This window comes from Ruegeria sp. SCP10 (genome assembly GCF_040329495.1).
In the GTDB taxonomy this organism is placed as follows: domain Bacteria; phylum Pseudomonadota; class Alphaproteobacteria; order Rhodobacterales; family Rhodobacteraceae; genus Ruegeria.
Genome location: NZ_JBDZYF010000001.1, coordinates 1176206 through 1189912 on the forward strand (window position 1 = coordinate 1176206; position 13707 = coordinate 1189912).

The 13707-nt window shown below is 57.6% G+C and carries 18 protein-coding genes and 3 tRNA genes; 13 read left to right on the forward strand and 8 right to left on the reverse strand.

The window, feature by feature from the left end; translation table 11 throughout:
- The first annotated feature begins 71 nt into the window (after window positions 1–71).
- Both ABLN87_RS05950 and ABLN87_RS05955 read left to right on the forward strand, forming a co-directional pair.
- On the forward strand, window positions 72–3509 hold the full coding sequence (locus tag ABLN87_RS05950; RefSeq protein WP_353008258.1) for a pyruvate carboxylase: 3438 nt from the start codon (window positions 72–74) through the stop codon (window positions 3507–3509).
- A gap of 81 nt (window positions 3510–3590) precedes the next feature.
- A complete protein-coding gene (locus ABLN87_RS05955; protein WP_353008259.1) occupies window positions 3591–3974 on the forward strand; it encodes an MAPEG family protein in 384 nt (127 codons plus the stop codon).
- 15 nt (window positions 3975–3989) lie between these two features.
- Here the strand turns inward: ABLN87_RS05955 and ABLN87_RS05960 are convergent, their stop codons facing one another.
- Window positions 3990–4142: a hypothetical protein gene (locus ABLN87_RS05960; RefSeq protein ID WP_353008260.1), complete on the reverse strand. Its 153-nt coding sequence runs from the start codon at window positions 4140–4142 to the stop codon at window positions 3990–3992.
- A 148-nt stretch (window positions 4143–4290) separates the two neighbouring features.
- On the opposite strand from ABLN87_RS05960, the gene ABLN87_RS05965 reads away from it, so the two are divergent.
- From ABLN87_RS05965 to ABLN87_RS05975, 3 genes are all read left to right on the forward strand, one after another.
- A tRNA-Gly gene (locus ABLN87_RS05965) sits at window positions 4291–4365 on the forward strand.
- Between the two features lie 33 nt (window positions 4366–4398).
- Window positions 4399–4473: transfer RNA gene (locus ABLN87_RS05970), tRNA-Gly, on the forward strand.
- A gap of 84 nt (window positions 4474–4557) precedes the next feature.
- A complete protein-coding gene (locus ABLN87_RS05975) occupies window positions 4558–5424 on the forward strand; it encodes a GNAT family N-acetyltransferase (RefSeq protein ID WP_353008261.1) in 867 nt (288 codons plus the stop codon).
- Here ABLN87_RS05975 and ABLN87_RS05980 read toward each other — a convergent pair.
- Window positions 5421–5660 (reverse strand): Lrp/AsnC family transcriptional regulator, encoded by a 240-nt coding sequence (locus ABLN87_RS05980; RefSeq protein ID WP_170532103.1) that lies wholly within the window; start codon window positions 5658–5660, stop codon window positions 5421–5423. The genes ABLN87_RS05975 and ABLN87_RS05980 overlap by 4 nt on opposite strands.
- A gap of 154 nt (window positions 5661–5814) precedes the next feature.
- On the opposite strand from ABLN87_RS05980, the gene hisB reads away from it, so the two are divergent.
- Window positions 5815–6402, forward strand: a complete 588-nt coding sequence (hisB, locus tag ABLN87_RS05985; RefSeq protein WP_353008264.1) for an imidazoleglycerol-phosphate dehydratase HisB — start codon at window positions 5815–5817, stop codon at window positions 6400–6402.
- Window positions 6403–7041, forward strand: a complete 639-nt coding sequence (gene hisH, locus ABLN87_RS05990) for an imidazole glycerol phosphate synthase subunit HisH (RefSeq protein ID WP_353008266.1) — start codon at window positions 6403–6405, stop codon at window positions 7039–7041.
- Between the two features lie 4 nt (window positions 7042–7045).
- Here the strand turns inward: hisH and ABLN87_RS05995 are convergent, their stop codons facing one another.
- A complete protein-coding gene (locus ABLN87_RS05995; RefSeq protein WP_353008267.1) occupies window positions 7046–7447 on the reverse strand; it encodes a DUF2147 domain-containing protein in 402 nt (133 codons plus the stop codon).
- 134 nt (window positions 7448–7581) lie between these two features.
- Here ABLN87_RS05995 and hisA point away from each other — a divergent pair, with 134 nt between their 5' ends.
- Both hisA and ABLN87_RS06005 read left to right on the forward strand, forming a co-directional pair.
- The gene (gene hisA / locus ABLN87_RS06000; RefSeq protein WP_353008269.1) at window positions 7582–8304 is read left to right on the forward strand and encodes a 1-(5-phosphoribosyl)-5-[(5-phosphoribosylamino)methylideneamino]imidazole-4-carboxamide isomerase; all 723 of its coding nucleotides are present in this window, start codon (window positions 7582–7584) and stop codon (window positions 8302–8304) included.
- Between the two features lie 4 nt (window positions 8305–8308).
- Complete coding sequence (locus ABLN87_RS06005; RefSeq protein WP_353008271.1) at window positions 8309–8773, forward strand: DUF2867 domain-containing protein; 465 nt, start codon at window positions 8309–8311, stop codon at window positions 8771–8773.
- Window positions 8774–8776: 3 nt separating this feature from the next.
- Here the strand turns inward: ABLN87_RS06005 and ABLN87_RS06010 are convergent, their stop codons facing one another.
- Complete coding sequence (locus tag ABLN87_RS06010) at window positions 8777–9223, reverse strand: DUF302 domain-containing protein (protein WP_353008272.1); 447 nt, start codon at window positions 9221–9223, stop codon at window positions 8777–8779.
- A 120-nt stretch (window positions 9224–9343) separates the two neighbouring features.
- Between ABLN87_RS06010 and hisF the strand changes: the two genes are divergently transcribed.
- The 3 genes from hisF to ABLN87_RS06025 all read left to right on the forward strand — a co-directional run bounded on the left by hisF (window position 9344) and on the right by ABLN87_RS06025 (window position 11042).
- Window positions 9344–10105, forward strand: a complete 762-nt coding sequence (gene hisF, locus ABLN87_RS06015) for an imidazole glycerol phosphate synthase subunit HisF (RefSeq protein ID WP_353008273.1) — start codon at window positions 9344–9346, stop codon at window positions 10103–10105.
- On the forward strand, window positions 10102–10410 hold the full coding sequence (locus ABLN87_RS06020) for a phosphoribosyl-ATP diphosphatase (RefSeq protein WP_353008274.1): 309 nt from the start codon (window positions 10102–10104) through the stop codon (window positions 10408–10410). The genes hisF and ABLN87_RS06020 overlap by 4 nt, the downstream gene beginning before the upstream one ends.
- Window positions 10411–10475: 65 nt before the next feature.
- The gene (locus ABLN87_RS06025; protein ID WP_353008276.1) at window positions 10476–11042 is read left to right on the forward strand and encodes a hypothetical protein; all 567 of its coding nucleotides are present in this window, start codon (window positions 10476–10478) and stop codon (window positions 11040–11042) included.
- A 2-nt stretch (window positions 11043–11044) separates the two neighbouring features.
- Here the strand turns inward: ABLN87_RS06025 and ABLN87_RS06030 are convergent, their stop codons facing one another.
- The 4 genes from ABLN87_RS06030 to rlmB form a co-directional block, all read right to left on the reverse strand.
- Complete coding sequence (locus ABLN87_RS06030; RefSeq protein WP_353008277.1) at window positions 11045–11515, reverse strand: CoA-binding protein; 471 nt, start codon at window positions 11513–11515, stop codon at window positions 11045–11047.
- Window positions 11516–11713: 198 nt separating this feature from the next.
- Complete coding sequence (locus tag ABLN87_RS06035) at window positions 11714–12166, reverse strand: YHS domain-containing (seleno)protein (protein WP_353008278.1); 453 nt, start codon at window positions 12164–12166, stop codon at window positions 11714–11716.
- 105 nt (window positions 12167–12271) lie between these two features.
- Complete coding sequence (locus ABLN87_RS22515) at window positions 12272–12586, reverse strand: hypothetical protein (RefSeq protein WP_417750382.1); 315 nt, start codon at window positions 12584–12586, stop codon at window positions 12272–12274.
- On the reverse strand, window positions 12567–13340 hold the full coding sequence (rlmB, locus tag ABLN87_RS06040) for a 23S rRNA (guanosine(2251)-2'-O)-methyltransferase RlmB (RefSeq protein ID WP_353008280.1): 774 nt from the start codon (window positions 13338–13340) through the stop codon (window positions 12567–12569). The genes ABLN87_RS22515 and rlmB overlap by 20 nt, the downstream gene beginning before the upstream one ends.
- 116 nt (window positions 13341–13456) lie before the next feature.
- Between rlmB and ABLN87_RS06045 the strand changes: the two genes are divergently transcribed.
- Window positions 13457–13540: transfer RNA gene (locus ABLN87_RS06045), tRNA-Tyr, on the forward strand.
- Window positions 13541–13707: the final 167 nt, after the last annotated feature.

Genomic DNA, 13707 nt, shown 5'->3' on the forward strand with positions numbered 1-13707 from the left:
AGAAAGACTGATGTATCTGCGCGTAGTGTCCGGCTAAGAACACGCCCAAACCATCAACACCGGGACCTGCCATGACTGACTTCAAAAAGATCCTTATCGCCAATCGCGGCGAGATTGCCATTCGCGTGATGCGCGCAGCCAATGAGATGGGCAAACGCACGGTCGCAGTCTATGCAGAAGAGGACAAGCTGGGTCTGCATCGCTTTAAGGCGGATGAAGCCTATCGCATTGGCGAAGGGATGGGCCCGGTTGCCGCTTATCTGTCGATTGATGAGATCATTCGCGTCGCCAAGGAATGCGGCGCCGATGCGATCCACCCCGGATATGGCTTGTTGTCGGAAAACCCCAGCTTTGTGGATGCGTGTGTGAAGAACGGGATCACGTTCATCGGGCCCAAAGCGGAAACCATGCGCGCCTTGGGGGACAAGGCCAGCGCGCGGCGAGTCGCCATCGAAGCAGGTGTGCCCGTGATCCCGGCAACCGAGGTTCTGGGCGACGACATGGATGCGATCCGGGCCGAAGCCAAGGAAATCGGCTATCCCCTGATGCTCAAGGCCTCCTGGGGTGGTGGCGGGCGCGGCATGCGCCCGATCGAATCCGAGGACGAGTTGGAAGAGAAGGTACTGGAGGGTCGCCGTGAAGCCGAAGCCGCCTTTGGCAATGGCGAGGGCTATCTGGAAAAGATGATCACCCGCGCCCGCCACGTCGAAGTGCAGATACTGGGCGACAAGCATGGTGAGATTTATCACCTGTACGAACGCGACTGCTCGGTCCAGCGGCGGAACCAGAAGGTCGTCGAACGCGCCCCTGCCCCGTATTTGTCGGAAGACCAGCGTGCAGAGATTTGTGAACTTGGCCGCAAGATCTGCGCCCATGTGAACTATGAGTGTGCAGGTACAGTCGAGTTCCTGATGGATATGGAAACCGGCAAGTTCTACTTCATCGAAGTGAACCCGCGTGTTCAGGTCGAACACACCGTTACTGAAGAGGTCACCGGTATCGACATCGTTCAGGCCCAGATCCTGATCGCCGAAGGTAAAACGCTGGCCGAAGCGACCGGTGCAGCCAGCCAGTCCGACGTGCATCTGACGGGCCACGCACTGCAGACCCGGATCACCACCGAAGACCCACAGAACAACTTCATCCCCGATTATGGCCGCATCACCGCCTATCGCTCGGCCACGGGCATGGGCATTCGTCTGGATGGCGGCACGGCTTATGCAGGCGGGGTGATCACGCGGTATTATGACTCACTGCTGACCAAAGTGACCGCGAAGGCACCGACTCCTGAGGCTGCGATTGCGCGCATGGATCGTGCACTGCGTGAATTCCGAATTCGCGGTGTCAGCACCAATATCGACTTTGTCATCAACCTGCTGAAACACCCAACCTTCCTGTCAAACGAATACACCACCAAGTTCATCGACACGACGCCAGACCTGTTTACCTTTAAACGTCGCCGCGACCGGGGCACCAAAGTGCTGACCTATATCGCGGACATCACCGTGAACGGGCACCCCGAAACCAAGGACCGTCCCGAGCCACGCGCTGACCTGAAAGAGGCCAAACCTCCGGCACTGCGAGGCGAGCCGCAGATGGGCACCCGTAACCTGCTGGAACAAAAAGGACCGCAGGCGGTTGCCGACTGGATGAAAGCCCAGCGTCAGCTGCTGATCACCGACACCACCATGCGCGACGGGCATCAGTCGCTGCTGGCCACACGGATGCGGTCGATCGATATGATCAAGGTCGCACCCAGCTATGCGGCCAACCTGCCGCAACTGTTCTCGGTCGAATGCTGGGGCGGTGCGACATTCGATGTGGCTTACCGCTTTTTGCAAGAATGCCCGTGGCAGCGTCTGCGTGATCTGCGCGAGGCAATGCCGAACCTGATGACCCAGATGCTGCTGCGTGGTGCGAACGGTGTTGGCTATACCAACTACCCCGACAACGTGGTGCAGGAATTCGTCCGCCAGGCCTCGCAGAATATCGACGTGTTCCGTGTGTTCGACTCGCTCAACTGGGTCGAAAACATGCGCGTCGCCATGGATGCGGTGGTCGAGAATGGCAAGATCTGCGAGGGCACCGTCTGTTACACCGGCGATATCCTCGACCCGGACCGCGCCAAATATGACCTGAAATACTACGTCGGCATGGCGAAAGAGCTGCGCGATGCTGGCGCTCATATTCTAGGTCTGAAAGATATGGCCGGCCTGCTAAAACCCGCCTCGGCCAAGATCCTGATCCGTGCTTTGAAGGAAGAGGTTGGATTGCCAATCCACTTCCACACGCACGACACCGCCGGTATCGCCAGCGCCACCATTCTGGCTGCCTCCGAGGCGGGCGTGGATGCTGTCGATTGCGCGATGGACAGCTTCTCTGGCAACACCAGTCAGGCAACGCTGGGCACCGTGGTCGAGGCCCTGCGCCACACTGACCGCGACACTAGTCTGGACATCAAGGCCATCCGCGAGATCAGCGACTATTTTGAAGCGGTGCGCGGCCAGTATGCGGCGTTTGAATCCAGCCTTCAGGCGCCCGCATCCGAAGTCTATCTGCATGAGATGCCTGGCGGTCAGTTCACCAACCTCAAGGCACAAGCCAGGTCCTTGGGATTGGAAGAGCGTTGGCATGAAGTTGCGCAGATGTATGCGGACGTGAACCAGATGTTCGGCGATATCGTCAAGGTGACACCGTCATCGAAAGTGGTAGGCGACATGGCGCTGATGATGGTCAGCCAGGGCCTGACACGGGATGAGGTGGAAAGCCCGGACACAGATGTGGCCTTCCCCGACTCGGTCATCGACATGATGCGCGGCAATCTGGGTCAGCCTCCGGGTGGATTCCCGAACACCATCATCCAGAAAGTGTTGAAAGATGAAACGCCGAACACGCAACGCCCCGGAAAGGACGTGCCTCCGGTCGATCTGGAAGCCACCCGCGCCGAACTGTCGAAGCAATTGGAAGGTAAGGAGGTTGATGACGAAGACCTCAATGGTTACCTGATGTATCCCAAGGTTTTCCTGGATTATATGGGCCGTCACCGCACCTATGGCCCCGTCCGCACCTTGCCAACCCGCACCTTCTTTTATGGCATGGAGCCCGGAGACGAGATCACAGCCGAGATCGACCCGGGCAAGACGCTGGAAATCCGCTGTCAGGCCATCGGAGAGACCGATGAAAAGGGTGAGGTCAAAGTCTTCTTTGAACTCAACGGGCAGCCTCGGGTGATCCGGGTGCCGAACCGTATGGTCACATCATCCACGCAGGCGCGACCCAAAGCCGAAGCGGGCAATCCCAACCATATCGGCGCCCCAATGCCCGGCGTTGTGGCGACGGTTGCGGCCAGTGTTGGACAACAGGTCAAAGAAGGTGATCTGCTGCTGACCATCGAAGCCATGAAGATGGAAACCGGCATTCACGCCGAACGCGATGCGGTGGTCAAAGCGGTTCATGTTCAGCCTGGCGGCCAGATTGACGCCAAGGACCTGCTGGTGGAACTGGAATAAGCTGTAAAATCAGCTAAGCTTTGAATGGCCGCGCGGGCAACTGCGCGGCCATTTTGCATGACCCTGACGGAGGCCCCAAGAATGCTGACCATTACCCCGATCTATGCCGCATTGATCGCAATTCTTTACGTCTGGCTCAGTGCAAAGGTCATCTCGGCGCGCCGCAGCGGGAAGGTCTCGGTTGGAGATGGGGATGACAAGGCGCTGATCAAAGCGATGCGAACACACTCAAATTGCGCGGAATATGCGCCTTTTGCGCTGCTCTTGATTGCAATGGTCGAGTTGCAGGGCGCACCAAGTCTGTTGGTGAATCTGTTGGGTTTGTTGATCCTGGCCGGACGGCTGATGCATGCCTATGGCTTCGGCCGCAACCCTCAGGTCGTTGTTCTGCGGCAGATTGGAATGGTTTTGACGTTTGCCGCCATTCTGGTCAGCGCCGCCGCCAATCTTGTCCTGGCTCTTTAGGCCTCTGTGCTGGACTTATCCTGGCAGCGTGCTGACTTCTACAACCGGTGCAGCGGCGATAGTGGGATATGTAAGCCCAACGTGCGGCGGCTCGGCCTTGATGATCCAAAACCCCATCACAATCATCACCGCAAGCGCCACCATTTTCAGGTCTGCAATTTGCATCATCTGTCCACCTCCGCCAATTTCGTTCTCAATTGCTCTGGTTCTTCAACGCACCAAACACAGGTTTCCGTCGAAAGATTTTTGCAGAATTTTGTGTTTTTCCGCTTGCAGCCTCGCGTGGGACTTTATACATCCCTCCTCACTCAACGGCGCGGGCGTAGCTCAGGGGTAGAGCATAACCTTGCCAAGGTTAGGGTCGGGCGTTCGAATCGCCTCGCCCGCTCCATTGAGAGGTCTTTGGACCATACAAGTATCTGATGCGGGCGTAGCTCAGGGGTAGAGCATAACCTTGCCAAGGTTAGGGTCGGGCGTTCGAATCGCCTCGCCCGCTCCAGATACTAACCTTTCCCGAACATGCTGGTCCTTTGCAAAGCGTTGCGCCATTCTGGCGACACTGCGAATTACAGGATCATGTGACATGTCAGACTACGTCATCCGCCCCCTTACAGCAGCCGAGCTGCAGCACGCCGTTGACTGGGCCGGGCGCGAAGGGTGGAACCCCGGTCAGCACGACGCTGCGTGCTTCCGCCCAACCGACCCGGATGGCTTTCTGGGCGGGTTTCTTGATGGTGAAATGATCGCGTCAGTATCTGCGGTGAACTATGACGATGCGTTTTCTTTTCTGGGCTTTTATATCGTCCGTCCCGAATTTCGCGGATCGGGCCATGGGCTGGAGATCGCCCAGCACGCGCTGGCCCATTGCAAAGGGCGTAATATGGGTCTGGATGGTGTGGTCGAGCAACAGGACAACTATCGCAAATCCGGCTTTACCTTTGCCTATAACAACTACCGCTTTACCGGAACAAAGACCGGGATATTGGCCGCGCTTGGGTCGCAAGCGACTGCGAACATATCCGTTCTGACCGACATCTCCGAGGACCTGTTGGCCTATGACCGAGCCCTGTTCCCTGCCCCACGCGGCGTTTTCCTGCGTGAATGGCTGCGCGCGCCTAGCCATGCCTCACGTGCCTGTATCGAAAACGGGATGATCAAGGGCTATGTGACCCTGCGCCCCTGCCAAACCGGATATAAGATCGGGCCTTTGTTTGCGGACAGCCCTGACATCGCACAGGCGCTGCTGGTCTCAGTCCTCAACACCATCCCCGAGGATCACGCGACGCATGAGGTGTTTATCGACATGCCCCAACCCAACGCCGCCGCCTTTGCGCTGGCCGATGCGTTGGGGCTAGAGAAGGTATTTGAGACCGCACGGATGTATTCGGACCATGAGCCCGATATCGACCTGAACCGGATTTTCGGCGTGACGACGTTTGAGCTCGGCTAGAACGCCTTGAACGTCATTGTCGTCAATGAGCGTTCGATACCGGGAATCACCAGCAGGTTTTCATTGATGAAATGGCCCACATCTTCGGATTCTGGAATATAGAGCTTGAGCATCAGGTCATATTCACCGCTGGTAGAATAGAGCTCGGAGTGGATTTCGCGCAGCGCGATCTCTTCCGCCACTTTATAAGTGGTGCCGGGTTTACAGCGGATCTGGATGAAAACGCAGGTGGACATGGGCCGGGCCTTGTTGGTTCGTGTTGCACGCAGGCTGGCACGGGCCGCGCCTGTGTGCAATCCCCTGCAACAGTTTGCAGCGAAGGCCTCAAGCGGTCTGGATAGGCAGCCCGTCCGCGTCTATAAGCGCCCCTGTAGCAAAAGGAATTCGCCCATGCGCAGCGCCAAGATCAGTCGTCAGACCGCCGAGACCGAGATCTCGGTCGAGGTCAATCTGGATGGGACCGGTCAATATGACAACCAGACCGGTGTTGGTTTCTTTGACCACATGCTGGATCAGCTGGCGCGTCATTCGCTGATCGACATGACGATCCGGGCTAAGGGTGATTATCACATCGACGACCACCACACGGTCGAGGATACGGGGATCGCGCTGGGTCAGGCGCTGACTCAGGCTTTGGGCGATAAAAAGGGGATTCGCCGCTATGGTGAATGCCACTTACCAATGGATGACGCTCAAGTGCGTTGTGCGCTGGACCTGTCTGGCCGCCCGTTCCTAATTTGGAACGTGGACCTACCGACCCAGAAGATCGGCACGTTCGACACCGAGTTGGTACGCGAGTTCTTTCAGGCGCTCAGCACCCATGGGGGCATTACCCTGCATATCGACCAGCTGCACGGCTTTAACAGCCACCACATTGCCGAAGCCGCTTTCAAAGCGGTTGCGCGTGCGCTGCGCGATGCGGTCGAAACCGACCCCCGCAAGGCAGATGCGATTCCGTCGACCAAAGGTGCCTTGTAGATGCTGACTGCCATTATCGACTACGAGAGCGGTAATCTGCACTCGGCCGAGAAGGCGTTTCAACGCATGGCACAGGAACAGAACGCGGGCGAGGTCGTGGTGACCTCGGACGCGGATGTTGTTGCACGCGCCGATCGGCTGGTGCTGCCCGGAGACGGCGCGTTTCCAGCATGCGCGGCAGAGCTGCGGGGGCATAAGGGCATCTACGACGCTATGGTCGAAGCGGTCGAACAGAAAGGCCGCCCGTTTCTGGGCATCTGCGTCGGCATGCAGCTGATGGCAACAAAGGGCCATGAATACAGCGAAACCGATGGTTTGGGCTGGGTGGCTGGCGATGTGGTGCGGATTGAACCGTCAGATGCTGCGCTGAAGGTGCCACATATGGGTTGGAACAATCTGGTTCTGGAAAGCGATCACCCAGTGTTCAACGGGGTCGCATCCGGTGATCACACCTATTTCGTCCACTCCTACCATTTCCGTGTCACAGACCCGGCGCAGCGTTTGGCGTATGTGGAGTATGGGCAAGAGGTCACGGCCGTGATCGGCCGCGACACGATGGTAGGCATGCAATTCCACCCGGAAAAAAGCCAGGATGTGGGCCTGCGCATGATCGGGAACTTCCTGACTTGGGCCCCGTAAAAGCTTATTGAACGCGCGTCCAGGTCTGTCCGCGGCAGACTAGGCCACCAGCGACACATCCTTTGACCGTCAGCTGGTTCTGGCTGTCCAGGGTCATCTTCGAATTGTAGGTTTTGTTCCGATCCGGGGCCCAGATCTTGCCGCTGTCATAGCTGCCACCACCTTCAGCCACCATGTCCCAGATGATCTGCTTGCCCAGATTCTCATAATCCAGTTGCTGATCACCGTTGCCATCAAAAGCGCTGTCGATGGTGCCGCAGATCGCGCTGCCACACTCACCGATGGAGACGTGCAGATACCCCCCGGTGTCACCCGGTTGTGTTTTCCAAAGCCCATCAACCGGGTCCGCCGCCATTGCGCCGGTCGCCAAGGTTGCAAAGACAACGGATGTTGCAAGTTTCTTCATAGTAACCTCCCTGATTTGGCGTCAGTCTGACGTGCCATCGGGCATCGGACAAGATTGACTTTGCGTCGCGTTGCATCCCCGGCCCGGCTTGTGCGATATGCCGCCCATGTAACATTTAGATAAGGTCGCCCGACATGATCCTCTACCCCGCCATCGACCTCAAAGACGGCAACGCCGTGCGCCTGCTGCGCGGAGAGATGGATAAAGCCACCGTTTTCAATGAGGACCCGACCGCTCAGGCCCGTGCCTTCGTCAATGCGGGGTGCGAGTGGTTGCATCTTGTCGACCTGAACGGCGCTTTCGCGGGTGAGCCGGTGAACGCCGCCCCGGTCGAAGCGATCCTGAAAGCCTGCGATGTGCCCGCGCAGCTGGGTGGTGGTATCCGGGACATGGCAACCATCGAGACCTGGATAGACAAAGGGCTGGCCCGCGTCATTCTGGGAACAGTCGCTGTCGAAAATCCCGATCTGGTGCGCGAAGCGGCCAAAGCCTTCCCCGGCAAGGTCGCGGTTGGGATTGATGCACGCAATGGCATGGTCGCAACCAAAGGCTGGGCTGAAGAAACGGACGTTCAGGTCACCGATTTGGCGCGCAGTTTTGAGGACGCAGGCGTTGCGGCGATCATTTACACCGACATCAACCGGGACGGGGCGATGCAAGGCCCGAATATCGACGCAACCGCCGCGCTGGCGAAAGCCGTTTCAATCCCTGTGATCGCTTCGGGCGGCGTCTCTTCGATTGAAGACCTGCTTGCCCTGCGCGATTGTGGCGCAGCCTTGAATGGTGCCATTTCCGGCCGCGCCCTTTATGATGGGGCGATCGATTTGAAAGAGGCTCTGACAACTCTCAGAGAATAGCGCGATGTTCCATTCCGCTGTCAAACGCACGGCGCTATCGGCCCGAAGCTTGCTTCACAAACGAATCAAACAGGGCGATTTCCTGGACTGTTTCAGTGTCGCGTCGGATTTATCTCCACGTCAGGCAGCGGAAATTATCACCAGCTTTCCGGCATGGGCCATGGCACTGGTTCGGCTACGCGGAGTATTGGTGGCGCCATTCGGGCTCAGCACCAGCGGGCCCAATGCGACCGACAAGGTCGGGATATTTCCGGTTGAGCATGACGATGAGACCGAGGTGATCGCAGGCTTCAACGACCGTCATCTGGATTTTCGTGTGTCGGTCTTGTCTGAAAATGGCCGTATCTCGCTGGCGACCTGGGTTCACCGGCACAATCTGGGCGGACGCTTGTACCTAGCAGCGATCCTGCCTTTCCACATCCTGATCGCCAGAAATGCGCTTGCACGCGTCAGTCGCGCAAGCGCCTAGGGCTTAACCAGCCGCCGCCGCTGTCAGCTTGGCCAGCGCACCGCGCATTTTCTCGACAACGGGCGAGTTTTCAACATCGTCCAGTTCATCCATCGTTTCTTTGGGGTCTTCGTAGACTAACCAAACCTGACCATCGGCGTCCTGGTACGCCTGCACCTTCAATGGCAGGAATAGCCCAGCGCGGGGATCGATCTGCATGGCTGGCGTGCCCAATGCGGGGTTTCCGAAAATCAGCACCTGGTTGGGTGGAATCGGCGTACCGACCTTTTCGGCCCCTGCCGCATGATCGATCCGTGCAAAAACGGTTGCCCCGGCATTGCCCACAGCGGCTTCCAACGCATCCAGCGCCTCGGTCACGGATTTTTCGGTTTGTATCTTGATAATATCGTCAGCCATGGCGGTCAAAGCGCCTCCGATTGTGAAAACTGATGCCAGAAGAAGATGTTTCATCGCAGAAGTCCTTTTGCTGAATTTCACACCTAATTTCCATGGCTTCGCCGCAGATCACAATCACAAGTCTGGCATCGGCGGGGCTTTGCCGGTAGAGGTGCGCCAAGCAAAGGATGGTTCATGCTCAAGACCCGCATAATACCCTGTCTGGATGTCGCCGATGGCCGCGTGGTCAAAGGTGTGAATTTCGTGGGCCTGCGCGATGCGGGCGATCCGGTGGAGTCGGCCAAGGCCTATGACGCAGCAGGCGCGGACGAGATCTGTTTTCTTGACATCCACGCGACGCATGAAAACCGCGGCACGATGTTCGATGTGGTTCAGCGTACGGCTGAACAATGCTTCGTCCCCCTGACCGTTGGTGGAGGTGTGCGCACCAAGGATGATGTGCGCGCCCTGTTGCTGGCGGGCGCTGACAAGGTCAGTTTTAACTCGGCCGCTGTCGCCAACCCCGATGTGATCGCCGAAGCTGCAGACCAGTTTGGCAGTCAATGCATCGTCTGTGCCATCGACGCCAAAACCGTAAGCCCGGGGGAATGGGAGATTTTCACCCATGGAGGGCGCAAACCCACCGGGATTGACGCGGTCGAATTCGCCAAGACCGTTGTGGCCAAAGGTGCAGGAGAAATCCTGCTGACATCGATGGACCGTGATGGCACCAAGGCCGGGTTCAATCTGCCCTTGACGCGGGCGATCAGTGATGCAGTGGACGTGCCAGTGATCGCCAGTGGCGGTGTTGGCACCCTCGACCACCTGGTCGAAGGTGTGACCGAGGGTGGCGCGAGCGCGGTTCTGGCCGCCTCGATCTTCCATTTCGGCGAATACACCATCCGCGAGGCCAAGGAACATATGGCCGCTGCGGGTATTCCGATGAGGCTGACATGAGCATTCTCCAAGAACTTGCCGCGACGATCGAAACCCGCAAAGGGGCCGACCCTGACTCCAGCTGGACCGCCAAACTGCTGGCCAAGGGCCCAGAAAAATGCGCCGAGAAATTCGGAGAAGAGGCCGTTGAGGCGATCATCGAAGCCGTCAAAGGCGATAGGGACAAGCTGACCTCCGAAGCGGCAGATGTACTATACCACCTGTTGGTGATGCTTGCCGCGCGCGACGTTGCGCTGGATGACGTGCTGGCCGAACTCCAAAGGCGTCAGGGCACCAGCGGCATTGCTGAGAAGTCCGCGCGCTAAGTAAGCTTCCGATCCGTCAGTCCCAGCCTTATGATCCTTCGAGATACTCAGTAGGGAAAATCGGAATGATCAAAGCTTTGGCCTTTGTTCTGGCTCTTGTGGGTTTGGCAGCCTGCGCTACCCCTCCCCCGCAGACTGGGGATGAGGTGCAGCGTCTTGCGGCCGAGATTCGGACCCTAGGGCCCGGGATTGACCCGGAAGAGGCCGACCGCGCCGCCCGGGTCGCCTATACCTATACCGCCCAGCTGGCAAAGGAATATCAGATCACTGATCCCCCGCTGATCCACAACACGAAGGTCAACAGGGGGCTACGCCCGCGCGGGCTGTGCTGGCATTGGGCCGAAGATATCGAGCGCCGGTTGCAGCAGGAAAACTTCGAAACACTTACGCTGCATCGCGCCATCGCCAATGCCGATAACCCTTTCCGCATCGACCACAGCACGGCGATCATCAGCCGCGCCGGAGACTCGATGTACGAAGGTGTTGTGCTGGACCCCTGGCGTTATGGCGGGGTTTTGTTCTGGTCCCCGCTGTCAGATGACAGCCGATATGACTGGGTTCCGCGCGATGTTGTTCTCGAAAAACGGCGCCTCGAACAGGTGGCGCGGTTGAAACCTTATGTCACCAACTAGGTTCAAAGCTTCGATGAGATGATGCCGGTGCTGAACCCGCCCATGCGCAGTTCGCCAAACAGGCGCTGATATTCGATTTTGGGGCAACGGTTCATTACCACATCCACCCCACGGGCCTGCGCCGTTTCAGCAGCCTCAGGATGCTCGACCCCGATCTGCATCCAGATGGTCCGAAGCTTGGGGAACACCTCCAGCGCCTCATCGACAATGGGTGGAACAGCCTCGGAGCGCCGAAATATATCGACCATATCGACAGGTTCAGAAATCTCCGACAGGGCGCCACGCACCGTCTGGCCAAACAAGTCCTTGCCAGCATGGCCCGGATTGACGGGGATCACCGCATATCCTTTCAACGAAAGATACCGCGCCACATAATAGCTGGGTCGCACCGGATTCATCGACACCCCAACCACCGCGATGGTTTTGGTGCGTTGCAGGATGGTTTTCAGATGATCGTCGGAATAATCAGCCATGGCCGCATCCTAATCACAGCCGCGAAAAAGAAAAAAGCGCCCAAGAAGCCTTGGGCGCCAGTTGTTGGAACGAGGGACAGTGAAATGACCCGCGGCAGTTCCGTTCCGCGGTCACTGTGACATTTAGGCATGATCTGGTTAAAAAAAAGACCAAGCGCTCATTTTTGTGATGACTTTTCACAAAAAACGGAAATTCGCCTAGTCTTCGTACAGAATGACGGGCCAATTTTCTTCGGCCAGATGGATATTCGCCGTCCTATCCTGTTCCCAGATCCGCTCAACCGCCGGGGAATGAGTGAGATACAAACGCCCATCCACGACCTGCCATGCCATGGGGTCGGTGCTTTTCAAAACACCATTAGCCATCGCATAGGAACAATAGCCCCCGAACTGAGGAGCGAAGGCGCGCGGGTTGCTTTCAAACCGTTCGCGATTTTCCTGCGACGCAAAATGCCACTGGGCCCCTTTCCAGGTGACGGCAATGCTTGGTTCACCCCGAACCGGTACAGCACTGTCGAAATAGGACACCGGATCATACCCCGCCATCGCGGCGCCATCGGTTGCAAAATAGACAGGTTTGTCCTGCGCCCAAGCGATAGGTGCAAAAGCGATGGCTGTCAGTATACCGAATATGAAACGGCGGTTTTGCATCTTGGTCCCGTAGCAAAGAATCGAGCAACTAAGATGCAACTTTTGAACCGCTGTGAAACCCCCGTTGACGTGGATGTGAACATCCTTGCGAATGCGCGGTAGCCCTTAATCAAAGATGTCTTCTATAACATCCCAGGCTTCATCCAGAACACGATATAACGCGCTCTTTTTCTTCTTCTTTTTTCGAGACTTCGGGGGTGCGACGTGGCTGATCGCCGTACGAGCAGGCTTTGATTTCTGAACCTTATGCTTTGGCAACATCTTAAGGTCGTGCAGAGGCGCACCACAGCTTGAGCAACTCAGCTCGTGCCGTTTCTTCCCGGTCAGAACCAGGGCAGCCCGAGTACCGCAATAGCAGCAGGTGGCGATTTTGGACGGTCCGGAAATAGCGCTCTCCTGTCTAATGGTGCCGAGAGGCATATAGGGCGATTGCGGCAGCATTTGAGACGTTCAGCGACCCAAATCCCCCGGATGCGTCAATTTTCACCAATTGATCTACAGTTTCTTTGGTCTTTTGCCGCAATCCCGGCCCTTCAGCACCCAATACCAGCGCCACAGGTCGATCCCTTTGATCCCCCAGGGCTGTTTCAATAGTTTCATCCGCCTCGCCATCCAGACCGAGCACCAGAAACCCCATCGACTGAAGCTCGGTTATGGCATCGGCCAGATTGCGCACCCTTAGATAAGGCTGACGTTCCAATGCGCCGCTGGCGGTCTTGGCCAGTGCCCCGGTTTCAGGGGCCGAATGATGCCGGGTTCCGATCACAGCACTTGCACCCAATACTTCGGCTGACCGAAGAATCGCACCTACATTATGTGGGTCCGTTACACGGTCCAGCAGGATCACCCGGGGATGTTCCCGTCCGATGCAGTTCTCGGCCAAGCCGCCCCACTCCAGCGGCTTAACCTCAAGCGCTGCCCCCTGATGCACCGAACCCGCGTCGATCGGGGCACTAAACTTGCGCGGATCAACCATCTCGGCCTCGATCCCCGCGAATTCAATGGCTTCGAGCAGCTTGTCCCGCGCATTTCGCGTCACAATCAGGCGCAGTTTCTGGCGTTTGGGGTTCATCAAGGCGTCGCGCACGGCGTGCAAACCAAACAGCCAAACCGTCTCGGCCGCAGCTGCTTTTCGCGCCTGTTCCTTTTCAACAACCCACTTGGGTTTTTTCATTCTGAGGGCCTCCGGGCCATGAATTCGCTTTCCTGCGCCAATGCCGTATTTTCCTGTTGACGCTCCTTTGGTGCGCTAGTAATCACGCCTCCACGTCAGGTGCAACGCCTGACAGTGGGCGACAGGCCGCAAGGTGTGGCAGGGGACTGTAACTCCCTCGCGGAGACGCACGCCTGGTTCGATTCCAGGGTCGCCCACCACTCTCACAAAGCTTCCAGATACCAGAGCAAAACGCCCACGCCATTGGCCTGTATCTGCTGTTATGAAGAGCAGTCTATCTATTCGTCAAACATTTGGTTCAGTGAAGTGGTCGCTGTTAAACCTTTCGAAAGCCGCAGGCTAAGCCCAGCCATGCCGCCCAGCGACT

What these genes read in the sequence shown, in the direction of transcription:
- ABLN87_RS05950 (WP_353008258.1), top strand. Translation starts at nt 72, where the DNA reads ATGACTGACTTCAAAAAGATCCTTATCGCCAATCGCGGCGAGATTGCC.
- ABLN87_RS05955 (WP_353008259.1), top strand. Translation starts at nt 3,591, where the DNA reads ATGCTGACCATTACCCCGATCTATGCCGCATTGATCGCAATTCTTTAC.
- ABLN87_RS05960 (WP_353008260.1), bottom strand. Translation starts at nt 4,142, where the DNA reads ATGATGCAAATTGCAGACCTGAAAATGGTGGCGCTTGCGGTGATGATT.
- ABLN87_RS05975 (WP_353008261.1), top strand. Translation starts at nt 4,558, where the DNA reads ATGTCAGACTACGTCATCCGCCCCCTTACAGCAGCCGAGCTGCAGCAC.
- ABLN87_RS05980 (WP_170532103.1), bottom strand. Translation starts at nt 5,660, where the DNA reads ATGTCCACCTGCGTTTTCATCCAGATCCGCTGTAAACCCGGCACCACT.
- hisB (WP_353008264.1), top strand. Translation starts at nt 5,815, where the DNA reads ATGCGCAGCGCCAAGATCAGTCGTCAGACCGCCGAGACCGAGATCTCG.
- hisH (WP_353008266.1), top strand. Translation starts at nt 6,403, where the DNA reads ATGCTGACTGCCATTATCGACTACGAGAGCGGTAATCTGCACTCGGCC.
- ABLN87_RS05995 (WP_353008267.1), bottom strand. Translation starts at nt 7,447, where the DNA reads ATGAAGAAACTTGCAACATCCGTTGTCTTTGCAACCTTGGCGACCGGC.
- hisA (WP_353008269.1), top strand. Translation starts at nt 7,582, where the DNA reads ATGATCCTCTACCCCGCCATCGACCTCAAAGACGGCAACGCCGTGCGC.
- ABLN87_RS06005 (WP_353008271.1), top strand. Translation starts at nt 8,309, where the DNA reads ATGTTCCATTCCGCTGTCAAACGCACGGCGCTATCGGCCCGAAGCTTG.
- ABLN87_RS06010 (WP_353008272.1), bottom strand. Translation starts at nt 9,223, where the DNA reads ATGAAACATCTTCTTCTGGCATCAGTTTTCACAATCGGAGGCGCTTTG.
- hisF (WP_353008273.1), top strand. Translation starts at nt 9,344, where the DNA reads ATGCTCAAGACCCGCATAATACCCTGTCTGGATGTCGCCGATGGCCGC.
- ABLN87_RS06020 (WP_353008274.1), top strand. Translation starts at nt 10,102, where the DNA reads ATGAGCATTCTCCAAGAACTTGCCGCGACGATCGAAACCCGCAAAGGG.
- ABLN87_RS06025 (WP_353008276.1), top strand. Translation starts at nt 10,476, where the DNA reads ATGATCAAAGCTTTGGCCTTTGTTCTGGCTCTTGTGGGTTTGGCAGCC.
- ABLN87_RS06030 (WP_353008277.1), bottom strand. Translation starts at nt 11,515, where the DNA reads ATGGCTGATTATTCCGACGATCATCTGAAAACCATCCTGCAACGCACC.
- ABLN87_RS06035 (WP_353008278.1), bottom strand. Translation starts at nt 12,166, where the DNA reads ATGCAAAACCGCCGTTTCATATTCGGTATACTGACAGCCATCGCTTTT.
- ABLN87_RS22515 (WP_417750382.1), bottom strand. Translation starts at nt 12,586, where the DNA reads ATGCCTCTCGGCACCATTAGACAGGAGAGCGCTATTTCCGGACCGTCC.
- rlmB (WP_353008280.1), bottom strand. Translation starts at nt 13,340, where the DNA reads ATGAAAAAACCCAAGTGGGTTGTTGAAAAGGAACAGGCGCGAAAAGCA.